This is a genomic window from Pseudobacteroides sp. (genome assembly GCF_036567765.1).
In the GTDB taxonomy this organism is placed as follows: Bacteria; Bacillota; Clostridia; order Acetivibrionales; family DSM-2933; genus Pseudobacteroides.
Genome location: NZ_DATCTU010000004.1, coordinates 133,525 through 151,859 on the forward strand (window position 1 = coordinate 133,525; position 18,335 = coordinate 151,859).

Annotated in this window: 19 protein-coding genes, 1 pseudogene and 2 riboswitches; of the genes and pseudogenes, 3 read left to right on the top strand and 17 right to left on the bottom strand. The window is 37.4% G+C overall.

Annotation, left to right across the window (positions count from 1 at the left end; all coding sequences use genetic code 11):
• Positions 1-76 precede the first annotated feature (76 nt).
• A pseudogene (locus tag VIO64_RS22985) lies at positions 77-220 on the bottom strand (IS3 family transposase); the annotation flags it as partial.
• 91 nt (positions 221-311) lie between these two features.
• Complete coding sequence (locus VIO64_RS22990; protein ID WP_414705222.1) at positions 312-698, bottom strand: IS3 family transposase; 387 nt, start codon at positions 696-698, stop codon at positions 312-314.
• 223 nt (positions 699-921) lie between these two features.
• Here VIO64_RS22990 and VIO64_RS00630 point away from each other — a divergent pair, with 223 nt between their 5' ends.
• Both VIO64_RS00630 and VIO64_RS00635 read left to right on the top strand, forming a co-directional pair.
• Positions 922-1,263 (top strand): IS110 family transposase, encoded by a 342-nt coding sequence (locus VIO64_RS00630; RefSeq protein ID WP_331914188.1) that lies wholly within the window; start codon positions 922-924, stop codon positions 1,261-1,263.
• A 97-nt stretch (positions 1,264-1,360) separates the two neighbouring features.
• A complete protein-coding gene (locus tag VIO64_RS00635) occupies positions 1,361-1,615 on the top strand; it encodes a hypothetical protein (RefSeq protein ID WP_331914190.1) in 255 nt (84 codons plus the stop codon).
• Positions 1,616-1,686: 71 nt separating this feature from the next.
• Here VIO64_RS00635 and VIO64_RS00640 read toward each other — a convergent pair whose 3' ends face one another.
• The 11 genes from VIO64_RS00640 to VIO64_RS00690 all read right to left on the bottom strand — a co-directional run bounded on the left by VIO64_RS00640 (position 1,687) and on the right by VIO64_RS00690 (position 11,320).
• Positions 1,687-2,001, bottom strand: coding sequence for a hypothetical protein (locus VIO64_RS00640; protein WP_331914192.1), 315 nt, complete (start codon positions 1,999-2,001; stop codon positions 1,687-1,689).
• Positions 2,002-2,062: 61 nt separating this feature from the next.
• A complete protein-coding gene (locus VIO64_RS00645) occupies positions 2,063-2,371 on the bottom strand; it encodes a hypothetical protein (RefSeq protein WP_331914194.1) in 309 nt (102 codons plus the stop codon).
• 132 nt (positions 2,372-2,503) lie between these two features.
• Positions 2,504-3,502 (bottom strand): NAD(P)H-dependent glycerol-3-phosphate dehydrogenase, encoded by a 999-nt coding sequence (locus VIO64_RS00650; RefSeq protein ID WP_331914196.1) that lies wholly within the window; start codon positions 3,500-3,502, stop codon positions 2,504-2,506.
• A 21-nt stretch (positions 3,503-3,523) separates the two neighbouring features.
• The gene (plsY, locus tag VIO64_RS00655; RefSeq protein WP_331914198.1) at positions 3,524-4,132 is read right to left on the bottom strand and encodes a glycerol-3-phosphate 1-O-acyltransferase PlsY; all 609 of its coding nucleotides are present in this window, start codon (positions 4,130-4,132) and stop codon (positions 3,524-3,526) included.
• A gap of 45 nt (positions 4,133-4,177) precedes the next feature.
• Positions 4,178-5,503 carry a ribosome biogenesis GTPase Der gene (der, locus tag VIO64_RS00660; protein WP_331914200.1) on the bottom strand — a complete coding sequence of 442 codons (1,326 nt, stop codon included), beginning with the start codon at positions 5,501-5,503 and terminating at the stop codon, positions 4,178-4,180.
• 24 nt (positions 5,504-5,527) lie between these two features.
• Positions 5,528-6,844, bottom strand: coding sequence for a DUF512 domain-containing protein (locus VIO64_RS00665; RefSeq protein ID WP_331914202.1), 1,317 nt, complete (start codon positions 6,842-6,844; stop codon positions 5,528-5,530).
• A gap of 236 nt (positions 6,845-7,080) precedes the next feature.
• Positions 7,081-7,272 carry a 50S ribosomal protein L32 gene (gene rpmF, locus VIO64_RS00670; RefSeq protein ID WP_331914204.1) on the bottom strand — a complete coding sequence of 64 codons (192 nt, stop codon included), beginning with the start codon at positions 7,270-7,272 and terminating at the stop codon, positions 7,081-7,083.
• Positions 7,273-7,306: 34 nt separating this feature from the next.
• Positions 7,307-7,804: a DUF177 domain-containing protein gene (locus tag VIO64_RS00675; protein WP_331914206.1), complete on the bottom strand. Its 498-nt coding sequence runs from the start codon at positions 7,802-7,804 to the stop codon at positions 7,307-7,309.
• Between the two features lie 113 nt (positions 7,805-7,917).
• Entirely contained in the window at positions 7,918-9,102 is a 1,185-nt protein-coding gene (locus VIO64_RS00680) for an ABC transporter permease (RefSeq protein ID WP_331914208.1), read from the bottom strand.
• A 10-nt stretch (positions 9,103-9,112) separates the two neighbouring features.
• Positions 9,113-10,303 carry an ABC transporter permease gene (locus VIO64_RS00685; protein WP_331914210.1) on the bottom strand — a complete coding sequence of 397 codons (1,191 nt, stop codon included), beginning with the start codon at positions 10,301-10,303 and terminating at the stop codon, positions 9,113-9,115.
• 81 nt (positions 10,304-10,384) lie between these two features.
• Positions 10,385-11,320: an ABC transporter ATP-binding protein gene (locus VIO64_RS00690; RefSeq protein ID WP_331914212.1), complete on the bottom strand. Its 936-nt coding sequence runs from the start codon at positions 11,318-11,320 to the stop codon at positions 10,385-10,387.
• 262 nt (positions 11,321-11,582) lie between these two features.
• Between VIO64_RS00690 and VIO64_RS00695 the strand changes: the two genes are divergently transcribed.
• Positions 11,583-11,927 (top strand): hypothetical protein, encoded by a 345-nt coding sequence (locus VIO64_RS00695; RefSeq protein ID WP_331914214.1) that lies wholly within the window; start codon positions 11,583-11,585, stop codon positions 11,925-11,927.
• Positions 11,928-11,930: 3 nt separating this feature from the next.
• Here the strand turns inward: VIO64_RS00695 and pflA are convergent, their stop codons facing one another.
• The 4 genes from pflA to VIO64_RS00715 all read right to left on the bottom strand — a co-directional run bounded on the left by pflA (position 11,931) and on the right by VIO64_RS00715 (position 18,172).
• Positions 11,931-12,668 (bottom strand): pyruvate formate-lyase-activating protein, encoded by a 738-nt coding sequence (gene pflA, locus VIO64_RS00700; RefSeq protein ID WP_331914216.1) that lies wholly within the window; start codon positions 12,666-12,668, stop codon positions 11,931-11,933.
• Positions 12,669-12,684: 16 nt separating this feature from the next.
• On the bottom strand, positions 12,685-14,919 hold the full coding sequence (gene pflB, locus VIO64_RS00705) for a formate C-acetyltransferase (RefSeq protein WP_331914218.1): 2,235 nt from the start codon (positions 14,917-14,919) through the stop codon (positions 12,685-12,687).
• Between the two features lie 87 nt (positions 14,920-15,006).
• Positions 15,007-15,086: riboswitch (ZMP/ZTP riboswitch) on the bottom strand.
• Between the two features lie 122 nt (positions 15,087-15,208).
• Positions 15,209-15,288, bottom strand: a riboswitch (ZMP/ZTP riboswitch).
• Between the two features lie 81 nt (positions 15,289-15,369).
• The gene (gene purB, locus VIO64_RS00710; protein WP_331914220.1) at positions 15,370-16,797 is read right to left on the bottom strand and encodes an adenylosuccinate lyase; all 1,428 of its coding nucleotides are present in this window, start codon (positions 16,795-16,797) and stop codon (positions 15,370-15,372) included.
• 187 nt (positions 16,798-16,984) lie between these two features.
• On the bottom strand, positions 16,985-18,172 hold the full coding sequence (locus VIO64_RS00715; RefSeq protein ID WP_331914222.1) for a pyridoxal phosphate-dependent aminotransferase: 1,188 nt from the start codon (positions 18,170-18,172) through the stop codon (positions 16,985-16,987).
• Between the last annotated feature and the right edge of the window lie 163 nt (positions 18,173-18,335).

The following is an 18,335-nucleotide window of genomic DNA, read 5'->3' on the forward strand; positions in this document are numbered from 1 at the left end:
GAACCGCTCCCCGTCAAGAATACAATTAAAAAAATAAAAATCTTTTCTGCCAGTAGGTATAACCTGCTGGCAGTTTTCATGCTACTTTCAAATACATTTCATGTTTTTCCATTGGCGTTAATACGCCAAGATTTCTTTGTAATCGTTTGTTATTATAATACTCAATATATTTCTCGATCATCTCAATAATAGACTCTCTAGCGGTAAATTTCTTTCCGTAATACCTTTCCCTCGTCTAAGAACCGTACGTGAGAGTTTCCAACCCATACGGCTCAAGCATTCTTTACCATTTCTGGCAGCTGATAGTAGTTTTAATGACAGTTTTCTTTACTAATAACATATGAAACTATGCGTCTGTCGTATAAATCTAATATTGCACTTAGATATACTTTGTGCCTTTCTATTCCAATGTAATAATGAAATTCTGTTACATCCGTAAGCCATTTCTTATTCGGAGCATCAGCAGTGAATTCTCGATTCAGAATGTTTTCTGCTATGTACTGTGGATTTGCTGCTTGTCGTGCACAACCGTTGTTTGAATACTTAATAGTTGATTTTATATTTAGTCTGCGGCATATTCGCAAAACACGCTTGTCATTCGCCTTTATGTCATGATATCGTTCAAGGTCATCTCTGATTCTTTGATATCCTTTATCAGGACTGGCACTATAAAAGTGTAAGTAGACAATACCAACCAGTTATTGTTTACCCGCACTTATTTTTTTATAATAAGAAGAATGCATGGTCCGACGTACCGCCCCTTGGATTTAACATCCGCAAAAAAGACTGTTGGCCATCTTCTTATTATAAGCATTCGATTAAGCAGGTTGAAACCTATTAAGGCTTTCGTGTAACTAACCAGGATGAATTGTAATAAGTGTAGATGGATGCCATTACTATTTAAGGAGGAACTTATTGTTTATGTACAGCATAGGGATAGACGTTTCAAAATTAAAATCTACTATATCAATTTTAGATATCGATGGAAACGTTGTAAAAAAGCCATTTGATATATTACATACCATATCGGATCTTTCACATCTCACTGATGTTATACAATCTTTGAAAGGAAAATCAAAAGTTGTGATGGAAGCAACAGGTGCATATCATCTTCCAATCCTAAACTTTCTGCAGGAAAATAAAATATTTGTAGCTGTCGTTAATCCTATAATTATTCAAAAATATGCTGCAATGAGTATAAGAAAAAAGAAAACAGATTCTATCGATTCAATGCGTATTGCATCCTATGGTGTTGACTATTGAACCCGATTGACGGAGCATACTGCAACTAGCACAGTCTATGCAGAACTCCGAATTCTGAGCAGGCAATAATTTCGGGCACATAGATAAAGTAACAAAAATGAGTCAGCATAAATTTATAGAAGCTTATGTGGCATGGACAAAAAAGAAGGGACATCATACCAGTGAAACAAAAGCAATAAGCTTGTATACGAATGCACTGAATGGTGTCTCTACTATGTCCTCCAGTATGCCATCTACGAAAATGCTCGTACTTGAGGCTGTGCACGCCCTTCAAAATGTTGAAAAAACGCTTGCTGTTATTCTAAGCATCTTCAAGCTTGCTGGCCTATTTTCTATACCTATTTTTGAGTAAAATCTTTTTAATAAAAGATTTTATAATTTCTGCTTGATTTCTATTAGCAGGTCTTTCTATTGTTGTAGCTGTTATATTCTTTTTCTTTCATTATGCCTATTTTGAATCATTTCATTATCGTTACAAATCTCATCTTGTAATGAATTACTTTTAAAATTATCATAATAACTATTATGTCTTTCTTGCATTAGCATTCGTTCTATTTCCAGCTGGTTTTTGGCCCTGACCTCCTCAGCTTTGACCATGGCATCCGCCTTTATTTGCTCAATTTTAACTTTGTACCTTAATATAAAAAATATTATTAAACCTATTACTGCAACAAAGCCAATACATCCACCAATTAATACTTCTAGAACTTCTGTCGAATTATATCCTGTATCTGGCATTTATACCTCCTATTTTTGTAAATGTATGTATAACCGAAGATTAGGAAGTCATTTAAGTTCCTTACCAACCACCGGGAGACTTAATGATACCAATTTCATATAAGAAAATAATAAAAAAGAATAAAAAAGACATGAAAACAACGAGAAAAAAGATAACTCTAAAAGGTAACAGAAGTAAAAATCTTTTAGTTTTCATGCTTCTCTCATGTTTTTTATAATCAAATTCATCTTTTTTTAGTTCTCCTCTAAGGTTCTTGAAATAAGAATACTTTCTTTGTTTAATATCGATTATGGACATCTTATCTCCTGCCGAAGACTGATTTTTAGTATCATTTGTGTCATCTGCACCTAATAACCCTTTTTCATCCATAATAACCCCCAAGTTTTATCTAGTTATAGACGCCTACCTTTATTATACAACAAAAATTCCCTTTATAATAGCAGCTATTATAAAGGGAATCCTTTTCTCACCATTTATTCGACACAATCACATATCTTTAAGCTACACAATCTCCAGTTTCCTATCCCTCATCATCAAGTCAATTACAGCCTGTTTTGCATCCTTGCCGTTGAATAAAACTTCGTACGCCTGATTTATTATAGGCATCTCAACATTAAGCTTCTTTGCCATATGGTAAGCTGCTCTTGTGGTGTTTACACCTTCTACAACCATTGCAACCTCTTTTAATGCTTCTTCCAGGCTTTTACCTTTTCCGATAAGTATTCCTGCTCTTCTGTTTCTGCTATGCATACTGGTGCATGTCACGATTAAGTCACCTATTCCTGCAAGACCCGAGAAAGTCTGCTGTTTAGCTCCCATTATTTCACCCAATCTTGACATTTCAGTTATACCACGGGTCATGAGAGCTGCCTTTGTGTTGTCACCAAAACCAAGTCCGTCGGAAATTCCGGCACAAAGTGCAATAACATTTTTAATTGATCCACCCAATTCAACACCGATTATGTCTGAATTGGTATAAACCCTAAACATGGGAGACATGAATAAATCCTGAACATATAAAGCAGCGTCACTGTCTAAAGATGCTGCCACAACCGCTGTAGGTATGCCTCTTCCAACCTCCTCAGCATGGCTTGGTCCCGATAATGCAACCACCCTGACATTTGGTGCTTCATCATTTATAACCTGTGACATAGTGAGGAACGAGCCTTCCTCCAATCCCTTAGAGCATGAAACCACAACCATTTTGTCCTTAAGAGCTCCCTTTATGGCTTTCACACTGCTCCTCATGAACTCTGACGGAACTACCATGATTACAGCTTCTGCACCTTCCAGTGCATCATTAACATCATTTGTGCATACAACCTTATCAGGAACCTTAACTCCCGGTAGTTTTTCTTTATTCTCTCTGTGGGTATTAATACCCTCGGCCTCTTCTTTAATAAATGACCACATTCTTACGTTATGACCATTGTTGGCCAATTGCACAGACAATGCCGTTCCCCAACTGCCTGCACCCATAACACAAATATTTTTACCCATAAACTATCCTCCCAAAAATCCTTATGCAGTTTTCTTTTTCCCGAATTTGGACTCAGTCCCCTGAACTATTCTTTTAATATTGGACCTGTGCCTTAAAACTATAAGTGCAGCAAAAATCACTGCTATTGCTATATATAATTTGTCCTCTCCCTTATGTATATAAGCTGCTATAGGAAATATTGAAGCACTTATGATAGATCCTAATGATATATACCTGAAAATTGCCACTAGTATAACAAATATAGCAAACAGAACCAAGGCAACCTTCCAATCAATCATTAATGCAACCGCAAAGCTGGTCAATACTCCCTTTCCGCCTTTAAACTTAAAATAAAGCGGCCAGTTGTGCCCTACAATTGAACCGATTCCGGCTACCATAAGTCCATCATACCCAAGTATCAAACTACCTATTGTACATGCCAGAACACCTTTTAAAGCATCCCCTAAAATAACAAAAACTGCAGCTTTCTTGCCTAAAGTACGCAATGTGTTTGTGGCACCGGCATTTCCGCTGCCGTGATTTCTCACATCAATACCGTAAGCCTTTCCTACTAAAAGAGAAGAGTTCAGACTTCCCAAAAGATACCCCAAAATAAACACAGATAAAATCTTCAAAATATCCATTACCATACCGATCCTTTCCCACTTCCTAAAGGGATTCTAATGTCCAGAAAACTATGTTTCCTTGCTTTTTTCTCTAAGCATGAATCTTATTGGAGTACCTTCAAAACCAAAGCTTTTTCTTAGCTGATTCTCAAGGTACCTTTCGTATGAATAATGCATGAGCTGCTTGTCATTAATAAATATTACAAACGAAGGCGGTTTAACACCAGCCTGAGTCATATAATAAATTTTAAGCCTCTTGCCCTTGTCCGATGGAGGCTGAACCATAGCAATAGCCTCGTTCACAAGATCATTAAGCATTCCTGTAGAAATCCTTAAGGCAGCCTGATTTGCAACGAAATTTACAAGTTCAAAAAGCTTCTGGACCCTTTGTCCTGTTTTTGCTGATATAAACAATACAGGTGCATAAGTCATAAATCCAAGCTTTTCCATAACCGATTTTCTATACTCTTCAAGGGTACCTGTGGTTTTCTCAAGCAAATCCCACTTGTTTATAACAATTATGGAAGCCTTTCCATTGTCATGTGCATAACCTGCAATCTTTGTATCCTGTTCGGTTACGCCATCCTGGGCATCTATTATTATAACACAAACATCCGCCCTCTCAACCGCTGTCCATGAACGGATAATGCTGTACTTTTCTATATTTTCATTAATCTTGCTTTTTCTTCTGATACCTGCTGTATCAATAAATACATATTTCTGATCATCCTTTTCAAAATATGTATCAATTGCATCCCTGGTGGTACCCGGTATATCACTTACAATAACCCTGTCCTCACCAAGTATTTTGTTTATCAGGGAAGATTTACCCGCATTCGGCTTACCTATAACAGCAACCTTTATAACGTCTTCGCCATATTCTTCTCCTGTATCTTCAGGAAAATGCTCAAAAACCGCATCCAGAAGGTCACCCATACCCAGACCATGAACGGAAGAGATTGTAACCATGTCCCCTAAGCCGAGATTATAAAACTCATATACCTCCGGCGGCGGTTCCCCAACCCTGTCAACCTTGTTTACGGCAAGAATAATAGGCTTGTTTGCCTTTCTCAGCATGCTTCCTACCTCTTTATCAGAGGCTGTCATACCATCCTTGGCATCTACCATGAATATTATAACATCTGCAGTATCGATTGCCAATTCTGCCTGCCTTTTCATCTGCTGCATAATCTTATCTTCTGTGTATGGCTCTATTCCGCCTGTGTCAATTAGGGTAAATATCTTACTTCTCCACTCTACATCGGTATAAATTCTATCCCTGGTAACACCCGGTGTATCTTCAACTATCGAAATTCTTTTACCTGCTACATAGTTAAAAAATGTAGATTTACCGACGTTTGGCCTGCCAACAACAGCAACAACTGGTTTTGCCAATAAAATCACTCCCAACCTATTTCTTTAAATTCCTAAAACGCCATTTATAAAACTTTTCCCGCTGTTTTCTACAGGAGTAACCTTCACACCGAGAGCATCCTGAAGCATGCCAACGGTATAATCATCAAGAAGAATGTCTGTGTCAGCCTTCAGCATACACTTGCAAATTAGAATCTCATCACCAAGTTCCTTGCCGCTAACCTGTGCTACAATATCTCTTCCTGTAAGAAGTCCTGTTACAGTTACATTTTCACCAAAAAAGTCATTAATTATTTTATACACATAAACGGTAATACCGTATTTTTCTTCCAATTTTTTTGCAATCAGACTAATATAATTATAAGCAGAAACGCCTGTTACAATACTCACTTTTCTCTTTTTTTGCACACTAAAACTTGCATTTTTTATATAATCCTCAAATTCATCAATGAGTCTTGCAATTAAGCCCACACCATTTTCTATCTGAGGGAAATCTTCATAATCCTCGTAGCCAGGTATTTCTTTACTGGCCATTATATAGAACTCATCTGCCAAGTATACAATTCTCGATCCATGCTTTTCCAGAAAGCTCTTCTGTAGCTTTTCAACCTGGTTTATGACCTCCATGGAAGAAGCCTCATCATATGCTTCTAGCTTGCACAGGCCCTCTCTGTGCTTCGTTATACCTACAGGAACAACAGATATGCTGTTCACCGCAGGATATAGCTTTGTAAGATCCATAAGGGACTTATGAAGCTCTTCACCGTCATTAATACCCCTGCACAGCACAATCTGGCAATTGAGTGTAATACCGCTTACAGCAAGCCTTCTTATTTTGCCCATAACATTTGCTGCAAACCTGTTTTTAAGCATAAAAACTCTGAGATCAGGGTTTGTAGTATGTACAGATATGTTTATAGGAGACATCCTGTATTTTATTATCCTGTCAATGTGACTGTCATCCATATTGGTAAGAGTTACATAATTACCCGATAAAAATGACAGCCGCATGTCGTCATCCTTAAAATACAGAGACTCCCTCATGCCTTGAGGCATCTGATCTATAAAACAGAATATGCATTTATTGGAGCAGCTTTTTGCCTCATCTATAAGCTCGTCGATGAATTCTATTCCCAAGTCATCATCTTCAAACTTTTCAATGTCGATTTCCCATATCTCCCCGTCTTCCTTCTTTATTTCGATGGTGAGTTCCTCATCGGATATAAGAAATCTATAGTCAAAAATATCCTCTATGCTTTCTCCATTTATGGCTAAAAGTATATCACCCTTTTCTATTCCTGCCTCCTCCGCGATGCTGCCGGGCAATACATTATTTATCACTATAGGTATTTCTTTTCTCAAAACAGGTTCCTCATTTCCTAGACATTACAAAATCGCGAAGCGATTTTGCATCCTTGGTTGTTGTCGTGGGAAATTGTGGTGTAGCATACACCATAATTTCTTAGACATTACAAAATCACAAAGTGATTTTGCAACCTTGATCGTTGTCGTGGGAAATTGTGGTGTAGTATACACCATAATTTCTTAGACATAAACAAAAAACAGCAGTGTCAACTGCTGCTTTTCCAACATTTTTATTAGTCCTCAACCTTAATTACTTGAACTGCTTTATCTTTAACAATATAATAGCCGCATTCTTTACAAACTCTGTGAGGAATCTTTAATGCATGACATTGTGGACACTTTACCAAATTTGGTGCAGACAGTTTCCACTGTGATCTTCTTTTCCCTGTTCTTGATTTCGACCATTTACGCTTTGGATTTGCCATTATAACACCTCCCGCCTATTAAACCCATTATATCTTAATTATCAAAAAATTTCTTAAGTACTTCCATCTGTGGATTAATATTATCATCCTTGCAGTCACATGTCTTCTCATTGAGGTTTGTACCACATCTTGGACACAGGCCTTTACAATTTTCATCACATACCCTTTTTACAGGCAAATTTAAAATTATATTATCCTTTAATATATTGTCAAGCAATATATAGTTATCCATATATGTATAAGCATCCACATCAGTTGCTTCGCCGCCTTCGATGATGTCTTCCCTGACTTTTAGCTCAAGATTGTCTTCAATATCCTTTACGCATCTGCCACATTTTACATTGTATGATACCTTCAAATCGCCGTTTAATTTTAAAACACCACCGGCATTTGTCAGCACACCTTCAAACTTGACAGCTTCATTGAACACAAATCCTGATTCAAAGTTGTTCAGATCGTCTAACACTTGGTCAAACTTCACATCAAGGCTTGCCCCATTAATTTTAACTATACTTGATACATCAATTTTCATATTGCCACCCCATAAAACCGACAAATGATATTATACTAACTAATAATACCATTGTCAAGATAAATATTGATATTATTATGTGTTTCTTTCATTTAATTTATAGCTTGATTCCTTTATATTTTTTTCTGCCTTAATCCACCCTTTAAAACACTAGCTGCAAAAAATAATACTCCTATTGAAAAAAGTATCAAAATTGGCTGCACAATGGCCTCAAAGCCCAATCCACTCTCAATAACACTCCTCATACCCTTCATAGCCCAATATTGAGGAAACACCAAAGCAGTCTTCTGCATAAACTCCGGCTCAAGCTCTATAGGCCAATAGCATCCGGAAATCATAGCAGTGCATGTAACCACAACAGACGCTATAGCATTTAGCTGGGAATTTGTTTTAACTAGGGTTGATAAAAACATTCCTATCCCGGTGACACAAAGTATAAAAACAGCCATCAGAACAATTAGAGCCAAAAGTGAATTCCCCCAGTTAACATTTAATAACAGTTTACTGAAGAGAACTATAAAAGCCACCTGTATAAATCCCTTAATAAATGTAGAAAGAATATTACCTAGAAATATGACAGGACTCCCAGTTGGTGTAAGTATAAGCCTTTCCCATGTGTTATCCTTTTTCTCTTCAAGCATCACACCAGCACTTGCAAATATAATTGTCATCATTACAAACATTATCATAAATCCGACAGTTATATTGGCTTTATTTTCATTTGTTTTACTTTGGATCTTTCCTTCATATTTAACGTTTATAACCTGTATTAAGTCAGGCTTTTCAAGGTTTTCTCCTACCTTTTTCCCAAATTCGCCGGCTGTCTTACTCCCTAAATTTAAGACTTTTGTAAAATAATCAACAATAATATCTTTATTCCTTACATTTGCCATAGCATTTGACACAGAACGTTTTGCTGCCATAGCATTTTCCGTGTCCTTTAGCCTTATTACTTTTATCACAGGAGTTTTTCCGCTTAAAATATCCTTTGTAAATCCTGAAGGTATGATAAACCCCATTTCTATCGCAGAATCTTCAATGTCTTTTATAATATCTTCTTCTTTATACTCTTCAAAGGAAATAACCTTATCTGCTTTCAATTCCTTCACCAGTTCATTTGAAATGGCCTCTTTGTCTAAGTTTACAATTCCAGACGGTATTTTTGAAGTGCCTGAAAAGCTTATATTCCCAAATACAAAAATCATTACACAGGGAAGCAGCACCATAAAAAGCAATGCGGTTTTATCCCTTGTCATCTTTATAAGATCATACTTAATAATATTTAATATTTTCATCATAATAGCCACCTCAAACCGTTCTAAATTTGGTAATTCCTATCGTAAGGAACACTGCTCCCATCAAAAGAAGGACCAAGCAATTTGGAATCACCTCGCTAAATGGGACTCCCTGCATAAGTTTGTAGTATCCGTCCATCGCCTGCCAATTTGGTGTTACATTTGATAAGGTTCTCAAAAAGGAAGGAAGTACATAAATTGGAACCATTCCCCCTCCAAGAATGGTAAATACCTGTACAGCCATTGTTCCCATTCCGTTTGCTGCCTTCATTGTCTTTCCTACTGCTGCAACAAACATACCAAATCCTGAGCTTGCAAACACGGCACAAAAGCTTACAACAGCAATTCCGTAAACAGGGCCTCCCCAATTCACTCCGTACGCAAAACGGGTAAAGATTATTAGAATCAGCATCTGGATGCAGCCTATAAGCATAAGTCCCATACACTTGCCTATCATCAGCCGGGATTTGGATACACCAGCTCCTATTATTCTTCCAAGCGTGTTATTGTCCCTTTCTTCAATCATCATGCTTATTCCTGTTACCGCACTAAATAGCAGGAACATAACAAGCATTGCTACAGAATAATATTGAATGGCAGAAATGGGTCTTGTCTTTTCTTTTGTGGCTTCCACAAACTTAACAACATCTCCTGAAAGGCTTTGCATGAGGCCTGTGACAATAAATTCGGGGGATTTGTCGCCCTCCTCGCCTGACGGCACTTTAAACATATCCAAAAAGGCACTGTACCCCTTAATACTTACAGAGAGGTTATTCATATATCCTTCTACAGACCCCGAAACTATTTGCCCCTTTATCTGATCATCGTTTTTTGTTTTTATTTCTACCTCTGTATTTTTACCGCTTAATATACTTCTTGTATAACCCTCCGGTATTACTATGACGGCTGATGATTTATTGGATTGAAGCTTTTTCACAGCTTCATCTTCGCTATCTTCCACCACTTCAAATAAATCGGTGTAATATTTTTTCAAAACATCGATAAAGATTGCCGATTCGCTTCCTTTATCCTTGTCAACAACTCCCACAGTAAATTTGCTGACTGCAGCATCACCGCCAAAAGCTGAGCTTAAAGCAGTTCCAAGTATAAGCATGATTAGTGCCGGCATAAGCAGAAGCATTAATAGGGCTTTTCTATCCTTGGCCAAAACCTTAAGGTCTTTTATTGCAATGTGAAAAACCATGGCTTTCCTCCATTCTTATCAATCATAACATTATTTGTGTTAATGGCCTTTCATCAGCCACATGACTTAACTAATCATGACTTAATCTCTTAATGCCCTTCCCGTCAAATGCAGAAACACAGTTTCAAGGTTGGTTTCCTCAATACCGATATTATGTATCTTACTCTTTTTTGAATCCAGTGCAGATATCACTTTTGCAAGCAGTGTACCAGAATCCTTTGCATATACCTTCAAAGTGTTCTGCTCCATAGATACCTTCGAAACTCCTTCTATGGACTTAAGCATTCCTTCCAAGTCATCAGATGCATTTGAAACATCAATGTTAATGATGTCAAATTCACCTGCCAATTTTCTTAATTCCTCCTTAGATCCTGATGCGATTATTTTCCCATGGTCCATAATAGCAATTCTGGTACAAAGAAACTCCACCTCTTCCATATAATGACTTGTATAAATAATGGTCATACCCTCTTTATTCAGCTTAAGGACGGTCTCTAAAATATGGTTTCTTGATTGGGGATCAATACCTACCGTAGGTTCATCCATTACTAGAACCTTTGGTTTATGCAGCAGAGCCGCAGCAATATTAATTCTTCTTTTCATGCCCCCCGAATACGAATCTATCCTGTCCTTTTGCCTGTCTGTCAGTCCTGCAATCTCCAAAGCCTCATTGACCCTTTCTCCAAGACTTTTACCTCCAAGACCGTACATTCTTCCCCAGAACATGAGATTTTCCCGTGCAGTAAGCGTGGGATAAAGTGCAATCTCCTGAGGCACAAGACCGATAGAGCGTTTTGCTTCCTTGGACTTTTTATTAATGTCATTGCCTTCAATATAAATTTCACCCTTATCCTGACGTGCCAGGGTTGTTACCATAGATATAAGTGTGGATTTTCCGGCACCGTTTGGTCCTAGAAGTCCAAAAACCTCTCCTGCATTAACATTAAAGCTTACTCCATCCACCGCTTTAAGACTTCCATATGCCTTGTACAGGTCCCTTACCTCTATAAGCTTCATATATGCACTCCTCCAAATAATTTATGTGTTTTGCAACAATAATCCAACCAATATTAATAATCGGTTAAATATACGTTATTCATTATTATATGTCTGAATAACTTTACATCATAAAACGTTAATTTCTGCCGATATATTTATTAACAAATATTTAACCTATTTTGGATATCAACAGGTTACTTTTTCACTATGCAGGGTAAATAGTTATTAAGTGATTAGGTGAAAGGACCGAAAGGACCTTATTGCGGAAGGGGGTCTTATTATGACAGACAACAAAAAATATCCAAGCTGCAATATTGCTGGAAACGGCAAGCTTGAAATTTTATCATCAGGTAAAAAAGTATCTTTTAAATTGATTAGTATTTCCGCCGAAAGTGCATTTGTGCAAATGGAAGAAAACATTGATACATCATTAAAGGTTTTAATTCACATAGTGATGAAAAGCAGTATTTTTGAAGTAAGAATCAATGCTGAAGGAATAATAAAAATGAGCAGAAAAATGGACAGCGGTTATCAGTATGAAATAGCTTTTATAAATCTCTCTGAAGATGATCAAAATGAAATAAACGACCTAATGGTGAGCAGCTGTGACTTATCATATGTGTAGAGGTTACACCTTTTCTTCCGACTCATTCTTAAGCAATTTCTTTGCCTTAGAAATGGCAAATTTGCTAGGTACGGCTGCCTTATCAAGATTATAGGGCAGCTTTAACTTTTTCCACTTTTTCTCTCCCTGTTTATGAAAGGGAAGAATCTCAACATTTTCAACATTCTTAAGCCCATTGATAAACTGCTTCAAATTAAACAGGCTTAAAAAGTCATCAGTAAATCCGGGAATAACCACATATCTTATCCATAAAGGCTTTCCTATTTCATCAAGAAACTTTGCAAACTCCAAAGTATTATGATTGGAGAAGCCTGTTAGTTTTTGATGTGCATGGGAATTTATATGTTTTATGCTCATGAGTACCAGGTCGGTAAGTTCCATCAGGCTGTTTAGATTCCTAGCTTTAGGCCCGGCATATCCATTAGTGTCAATAGCAGTATGAACATTGAGCTTTTTTAGCTCTTTAAAAAGCTCGATAATAAAATCAATTTGCATAAGGGGCTCTCCACCGGTAACGGTTACGCCTCCTCCTGAAGCCTTTAAATAGGGAAGATATTTTTTTATTTTACTCACAACTTCATCCACTGTATATTCACTACCGCCATTATAATCCCAGGTATCGGGATTGTGGCAAAACATGCATTTAAAAGGACAGCCCTGCATGAATACTACAAACCTGATGCCTGGGCCGTCAACAGTACCACAGCTCTCAAAAGAATGAATCCTTCCCTTTACAGACATAACTACTACCTGCCTCTCATATCTCACCGTGAAAAGTTCTGTTTACAACTTCCAACTGCTGCTTTTTGGATAACTTATTGAAATTCACAGCATAGCCTGAAACCCTTACAGTCATTTGAGGGTACTTTGTAGGATCTTTCATTGCCTCTTCCAGTGTCTCTCTTTCAATTATGTTTATATTTACATGATGTCCGCCCAATGCAAAATAACCGTCAATTATCCCAGCCAGATTGGACAGCCTAGTGTTTCCTGTTTTTCCAAGGGCTTGCGGTATTATTGAAAGAGTATAGGATATACCGTCCAGGCAATATTCATACGGTATCTTGGCCAAAGTATTTAATGAAGCCAATATGCCGTTGGTATCCCTGCCATGCATTGGGTTTGCACCTGGTGCAAAAGCTTCTCCCTTCTTCCTTCCGTCAGGAGTGGAACCTGTTTTGCTGCCATAAACCACGTTTGATGTTATTGTAAGCACCGAAAGCGTATGCTTTGAACCCCTTATAGTTTTATGCTTCTCGAGGCTTTTATAGAAGTTTTTTACTATATTGGCAGCTATCTCATCAACCCTATCGTCATCATTACCGTATTTAGGAAAGTCGCCTTCTACTTGAAAGTCAGTTATAAGGCCTCTTTCATCCCTTTGAGCTTTTACTTTTCCATACTTGATGGCACTTAATGAGTCTGCAGTTACCGACAGACCAGCTATACCAAAGGCCATAAACCTTCTTACATCTGTATGGTGAAGAGCCATCATAAGTCTTTCATATGCGTACTTATCGTGCATGTAGTGTATGGCATTCATTGTATTGACATAAAGTCCTGCAAGCCATTCCTGCAGTTCTTCATATTTATTTAAAACAGCTTCATAATCCAAATATTCGCCCTGATAAGGCAATGATGCTGGTGCCACCTGCTCTCCCGAAATCTCGTCTCTTCCCCCGTTTAAAGCCATGAGCAGAAGCTTTGGAAGATTGCATCTTGCACCGAAATATTGCATGTCAAGACCTATTCTCATAGCCGACACACAGCAGGATATGCCGTAATCATCCCCGAAAATCGGCCTCATTATATCATCATTTTCATACTGCAGGGTACATGTATCGATGGACACCTTCACACAGAAATTTTTGAAGTTTGCTGGAAGCCCTTGTGACCAAAGTATGGTAAGGTTGGGCTCAGGTGAAGATCCTATGTTGTAAAGGGACTGTAAAAACCTGTATGAGGTCTTTGTTACCATATGTCTTCCATCCTCACACATACCCCCTATTGACTCTGTTATCCAAACAGGGTCCCCTGCAAAGAGCTCGTTGTATTCAGGAGTACGAAGATGCCTGATGAGCCTTAGCTTTATTATAAACTGATCAACAAGTTCCTGTGCTTCCTCCTCTGTCAATTTTCCTTCTTCTATATCCCTCTCAATATATATGTCAAAAAAAGTGCTCATTCTTCCTAATGAATTGGCAGCACCGTTAGTTTCCTTCATTGCACCCAAAAACGCCAGATAAGTCCATTGGAATGCCTCATACGCATTTTTAGCCGGGTATGAAATGTCGAAGCCATAGGAATTAGCCATAACCTTAAGCTCATTTAATGACTTTATCTGTTCATGGAGCTCTTCTCTGAGTTTTATAGCGTTGTCATCAAATACTGACGGCACAAGATCATTCAGTTCTTTAGTTTTTTCTTCAATAAGCCTGTCAACACCATAAAGTGCTACTCTTCTATAATCACCTATTAAGCGGCCTCTTCCGTAAGCATCGGGAAGTCCGGTTATAACTCCCGATTTCCTGGCTTTTTTCATTTCAGTTGTATACACATCAAAAACTCCATCATTATGGGTCTTTCTGTAATTACTATATACCTCATCAATTTTATCGGATAATTTATACCCGTACTTCTCACATGCCTGTTTCGCCATTCTTATACCACCGTTTGGAACAACTGCACGCTTTAAAGGTTTATCTGTCTGAAGTCCCTTTATTATTTCAAGGCCCTCATCAATATAGCCTGGAGCAAAGCTGTTTATGCCGGAAATAATGTCTGTTTCAATGTCAAGCACACCACCCTTTTTCGACTCTTCGCTTATTAATTCTTTGCATCTGTCCCATAAGCGTCTTGTCTTAAAAGTGGCCTTTGTCAAAAATGAATCATCACCTTCATAGGCCCTGTAGTTTTCTACTATAAAACCTCTTAAATCTATCTTCTGTTTCCAATCCGATCCAATAAATCCATTCCAACAATTCTTAACCATAACAAACATCCTCCTTACTGCCCAACATTGTGGTGTAGCATACACCATGATTTCTCACGACATAAAAAACCGCCTGAATAACTTTATAAAAGTCACCCAGGCGGTCGGCTTTCTAATGATTGTACTCCATGTGGTAAACTCCACTTCCGCCAGTCATACAATCAGCAACAACTGTGTATATTTAATTTCCCATATTAATCTTTATATACCCGTTTAAAACAAACTCAAACAAATCGTAGTGTACAATACACACTTAATTCCCAGACAATAAAAACGCCTGGACAACTATATCAGTTACCCAGGCGGTCGGCTTCTTATCAATCATACTCCCTATGGTAAGCTCCATTTCCGCCAGTCATATGATCTGCTGATTCGTAAAGTTTTTATTATAGATTAATTATACTTTTCTTATTTTGTTTTGTCAATTGGATTTTTGTTGTATAGCCAGTATTATACCTTTAGATCTATATTAAAATCTTCTATCTTATTTCTTTCCAATACAGGTTTTACATGCTCATTTATGAAATCAACCACCTGCTCGGGAGCTCTTCCTATATAGTTCTTAGGCTCTAGAACAGAGTTAATCTCTTCTAAAGACATACCAAAAACAGGATCTGCAGCAATTCTCTCTACCAGGTCGTTTTTATTACCATGAACCTTAACCTGTTTTCCTGCTTCCATTGAATAAACACGGATCTTCTCATGAAGCTCCTGCCTATCCCCCCCGCGTTTAACAGCTTCCATCATAATGTTTTCAGTAGCCATAAAAGGAAGCTCTTCCATTATGTGCTTCTCAATAACCTTCGGATAAACCACCATACCATCTGCAACATTTATAAAAATATTGAGTATGGAGTCAACCGCAAGGAAAGCTTCCGGTATGCTTATTCTTCTGTTGGCAGAGTCATCAAGAGTTCTTTCAAACCACTGTGTGGATGCTGTAATAGCAGGATTTAGTGCGTTTATTATAACATACCTTGCAATGGATGATATTCTCTCAGACCTCATAGGGTTTCTCTTATAAGCCATTGCAGAAGAGCCTATCTGACTTTTCTCAAAGGGCTCTTCCATTTCCTTCATGCTTTGCAAGAGCCTCATGTCGTTGCTGAACTTGTACGCACTCTGTGCTATACCGCTTAATACATTAAGTATCTTTGAATCAAGCTTTCTTGTATAGGTTTGTCCTGAAACAGGAAACACGCTGTCAAAACCCAATTTATTTGCAATACGTTTTTCTAGTTCTTTCACCTTTGCATGATCATCTTCAAAGAGGTTTAAAAAGCTGGCCTGGGTTCCGGTTGTACCCTTTGAACCAAGCATTTTCATGTTTGACAGTACATAATCCAGATCTTCCAAATCCATCAGAATATCCTGAAGCCACAAACACGCCCTTTTCCCAACTGTAACAAGCTGTGCAGGCTGGTAATGGGTAAAGCCTAATGTAGGTAAATCTTTGTTTTCCATAGCAAAGTTTGAAAGCTTATCTATAAGAACAATGAGTTTTCTCTTTAATAGTTTTAATGCGTCTCTCATAACTATTACATCGGTGTTATCACCCACGTAACATGAAGTAGCTCCTAAATGTATAATCCCTTTGGCTTTTGGACACTGCTCACCGTATGCGTGAATATGAGCCATTACATCATGCCTGAATTCTTTTTCCTTCTGCTGGGCTACATCATAGTTTATTGAATCCTTAAACTTTTTAAGCTCGTCAATCTGCTCGTCCGTTATATTGAGTCCAAGCTCCTTTTCTGCCTCAGCCAAGGCAATCCATAGCCTTCTCCATGTTTTGAACTTCATATCATTTGAGAAAAGCTCCTGCATTTCGCTGCTGGCATATCTTGAATTAAAAGGACTTTCATATACATTATTCAATTTGTATTCCTCCTACTTTTAAAATAACAATCATATTATATAATTTTTATGTTCTAAAATCCATTACTTCTCCATATCATAATTTCCTAGACATCAAAAAAAATTGCGGGATTATTATCCCGCCCAGATATTTATGAATATGAGATTGATTATGTACTTAAATAAATTAAGCACAAGTTCAATTATATTATGTGTTTAAGAATTTTTCAATTCTATTTAATCCTTCTGTAATATTTTTTATTGATGTCGCATAGGATAACCTTACATGAATGTCAGTTCCGAAGCCTGATCCGGGGACTAATGCAACATTTGCTTTTTCTAAAAGAATATTTGCAAAATCGTCGGATCCGTTAATTTTTTTGCCGTACAACTCTTTTCCGATGATTTTAGATATGTTCATCATAACATAGAATGCACCATTTGGCTTTATGCATGACAAGCCTGGTATTGAGTTTATTTTTTCAACCATGTAGTCTCTTCTTTTTATAAACTCTTGAACCATCATGCCAACTGCATCCTGTGGGCCGTTAAGAGCCGCTTCAGCAGCCTTCTGTGCTATTGAGTTAGGATTGGAAGTCGCATGACTCTGAACATTGCCCATGATTTCAGCTATTTTAGCGTTGGACGCTGTATATCCTATCCTCCAACCTGTCATAGCGTATGATTTTGCTACACCATTTACAACTATTGTAAGATCTTTTATTTTATCATTGAAGGAAGCTATACTTACATGTTCATAACCGTCATAAATCAACTCTTCATAAATTTCATCCGAAACTATATAAATTTCCTTACTGACAGCCAAATCTGCAACAGCTTTTAGTTCTTCCTTTGAATAAATCATCCCTGTAGGATTACTTGGGCTGTTTATAACTATAGCTCTGGTTTTTGGTGTTATTGCTGCTTCCAACTGCTCTATTGTAAACTTAAAACCGCTTTCTTCTGTAGTGTTTACTATTACAGGCACACCATCTGCCAGTTTTACCATTTCAGGATAGCTTACCCAGTAAGGAGCTGGAATGATAACTTCGTCGCCAGGATTGCAAATTGCCTGGAATGCATTAACCAATGAGTGCTTTGCACCATTGCTTATAACAATATTTGAAGGAGCATAACTTAAGCCGTTGTCTCTTTCGAACTTTTTGCAAACAGCCTGCTTTAACTCCAAAGTACCTGATGCAGGAGTATATTTTGTAAAACCATCATTTATTGCTTTAATTGCAGCTTCTTTAATATGATCGGGAGTATCAAAATCCGGTTCACCCGCTCCGAACCCGATAACATCTATTCCATCCGCTTTCATTTTCTTTGCTTTTGCATCTATGGCTAAAGTTGATGATGGACTAATTGACAACGCCTTTGTTGATAATTTCATAGACTTCCCCTCCAAAATTATTTAAAATATAAACTACACTTTTAATATAGTAAAGCGATAGATTATCGCTTTTATATATTTTAATATATTATATGACTTTTTGCAAGTTGATGTTGTTAATTATTCAAAAAAAGAATATTGAAAATTCCTAAATTTAATGTTT

Excerpts from the sequence above, each read along its gene's own strand:
- VIO64_RS00680 (WP_331914208.1), bottom strand. The coding sequence starts at position 9,102 with ATGATGAAAATATTAAATATTATTAAGTATGATCTTATAAAGATGACA.
- VIO64_RS00675 (WP_331914206.1), bottom strand. The coding sequence starts at position 7,804 with ATGAAAATTGATGTATCAAGTATAGTTAAAATTAATGGGGCAAGCCTT.
- VIO64_RS00645 (WP_331914194.1), bottom strand. The coding sequence starts at position 2,371 with ATGGATGAAAAAGGGTTATTAGGTGCAGATGACACAAATGATACTAAA.
- VIO64_RS00715 (WP_331914222.1), bottom strand. The coding sequence starts at position 18,172 with ATGAAATTATCAACAAAGGCGTTGTCAATTAGTCCATCATCAACTTTA.
- VIO64_RS00640 (WP_331914192.1), bottom strand. The coding sequence starts at position 2,001 with ATGCCAGATACAGGATATAATTCGACAGAAGTTCTAGAAGTATTAATT.
- rpmF (WP_331914204.1), bottom strand. The coding sequence starts at position 7,272 with ATGGCAAATCCAAAGCGTAAATGGTCGAAATCAAGAACAGGGAAAAGA.
- plsY (WP_331914198.1), bottom strand. The coding sequence starts at position 4,132 with ATGGTAATGGATATTTTGAAGATTTTATCTGTGTTTATTTTGGGGTAT.
- pflA (WP_331914216.1), bottom strand. The coding sequence starts at position 12,668 with ATGTCTGTAAAGGGAAGGATTCATTCTTTTGAGAGCTGTGGTACTGTT.
- VIO64_RS00650 (WP_331914196.1), bottom strand. The coding sequence starts at position 3,502 with ATGGGTAAAAATATTTGTGTTATGGGTGCAGGCAGTTGGGGAACGGCA.
- VIO64_RS00685 (WP_331914210.1), bottom strand. The coding sequence starts at position 10,303 with ATGGTTTTTCACATTGCAATAAAAGACCTTAAGGTTTTGGCCAAGGAT.
- pflB (WP_331914218.1), bottom strand. The coding sequence starts at position 14,919 with ATGGTTAAGAATTGTTGGAATGGATTTATTGGATCGGATTGGAAACAG.
- VIO64_RS00630 (WP_331914188.1), top strand. The coding sequence starts at position 922 with ATGTACAGCATAGGGATAGACGTTTCAAAATTAAAATCTACTATATCA.
- VIO64_RS00695 (WP_331914214.1), top strand. The coding sequence starts at position 11,583 with ATGACAGACAACAAAAAATATCCAAGCTGCAATATTGCTGGAAACGGC.
- VIO64_RS00635 (WP_331914190.1), top strand. The coding sequence starts at position 1,361 with ATGAGTCAGCATAAATTTATAGAAGCTTATGTGGCATGGACAAAAAAG.
- VIO64_RS00690 (WP_331914212.1), bottom strand. The coding sequence starts at position 11,320 with ATGAAGCTTATAGAGGTAAGGGACCTGTACAAGGCATATGGAAGTCTT.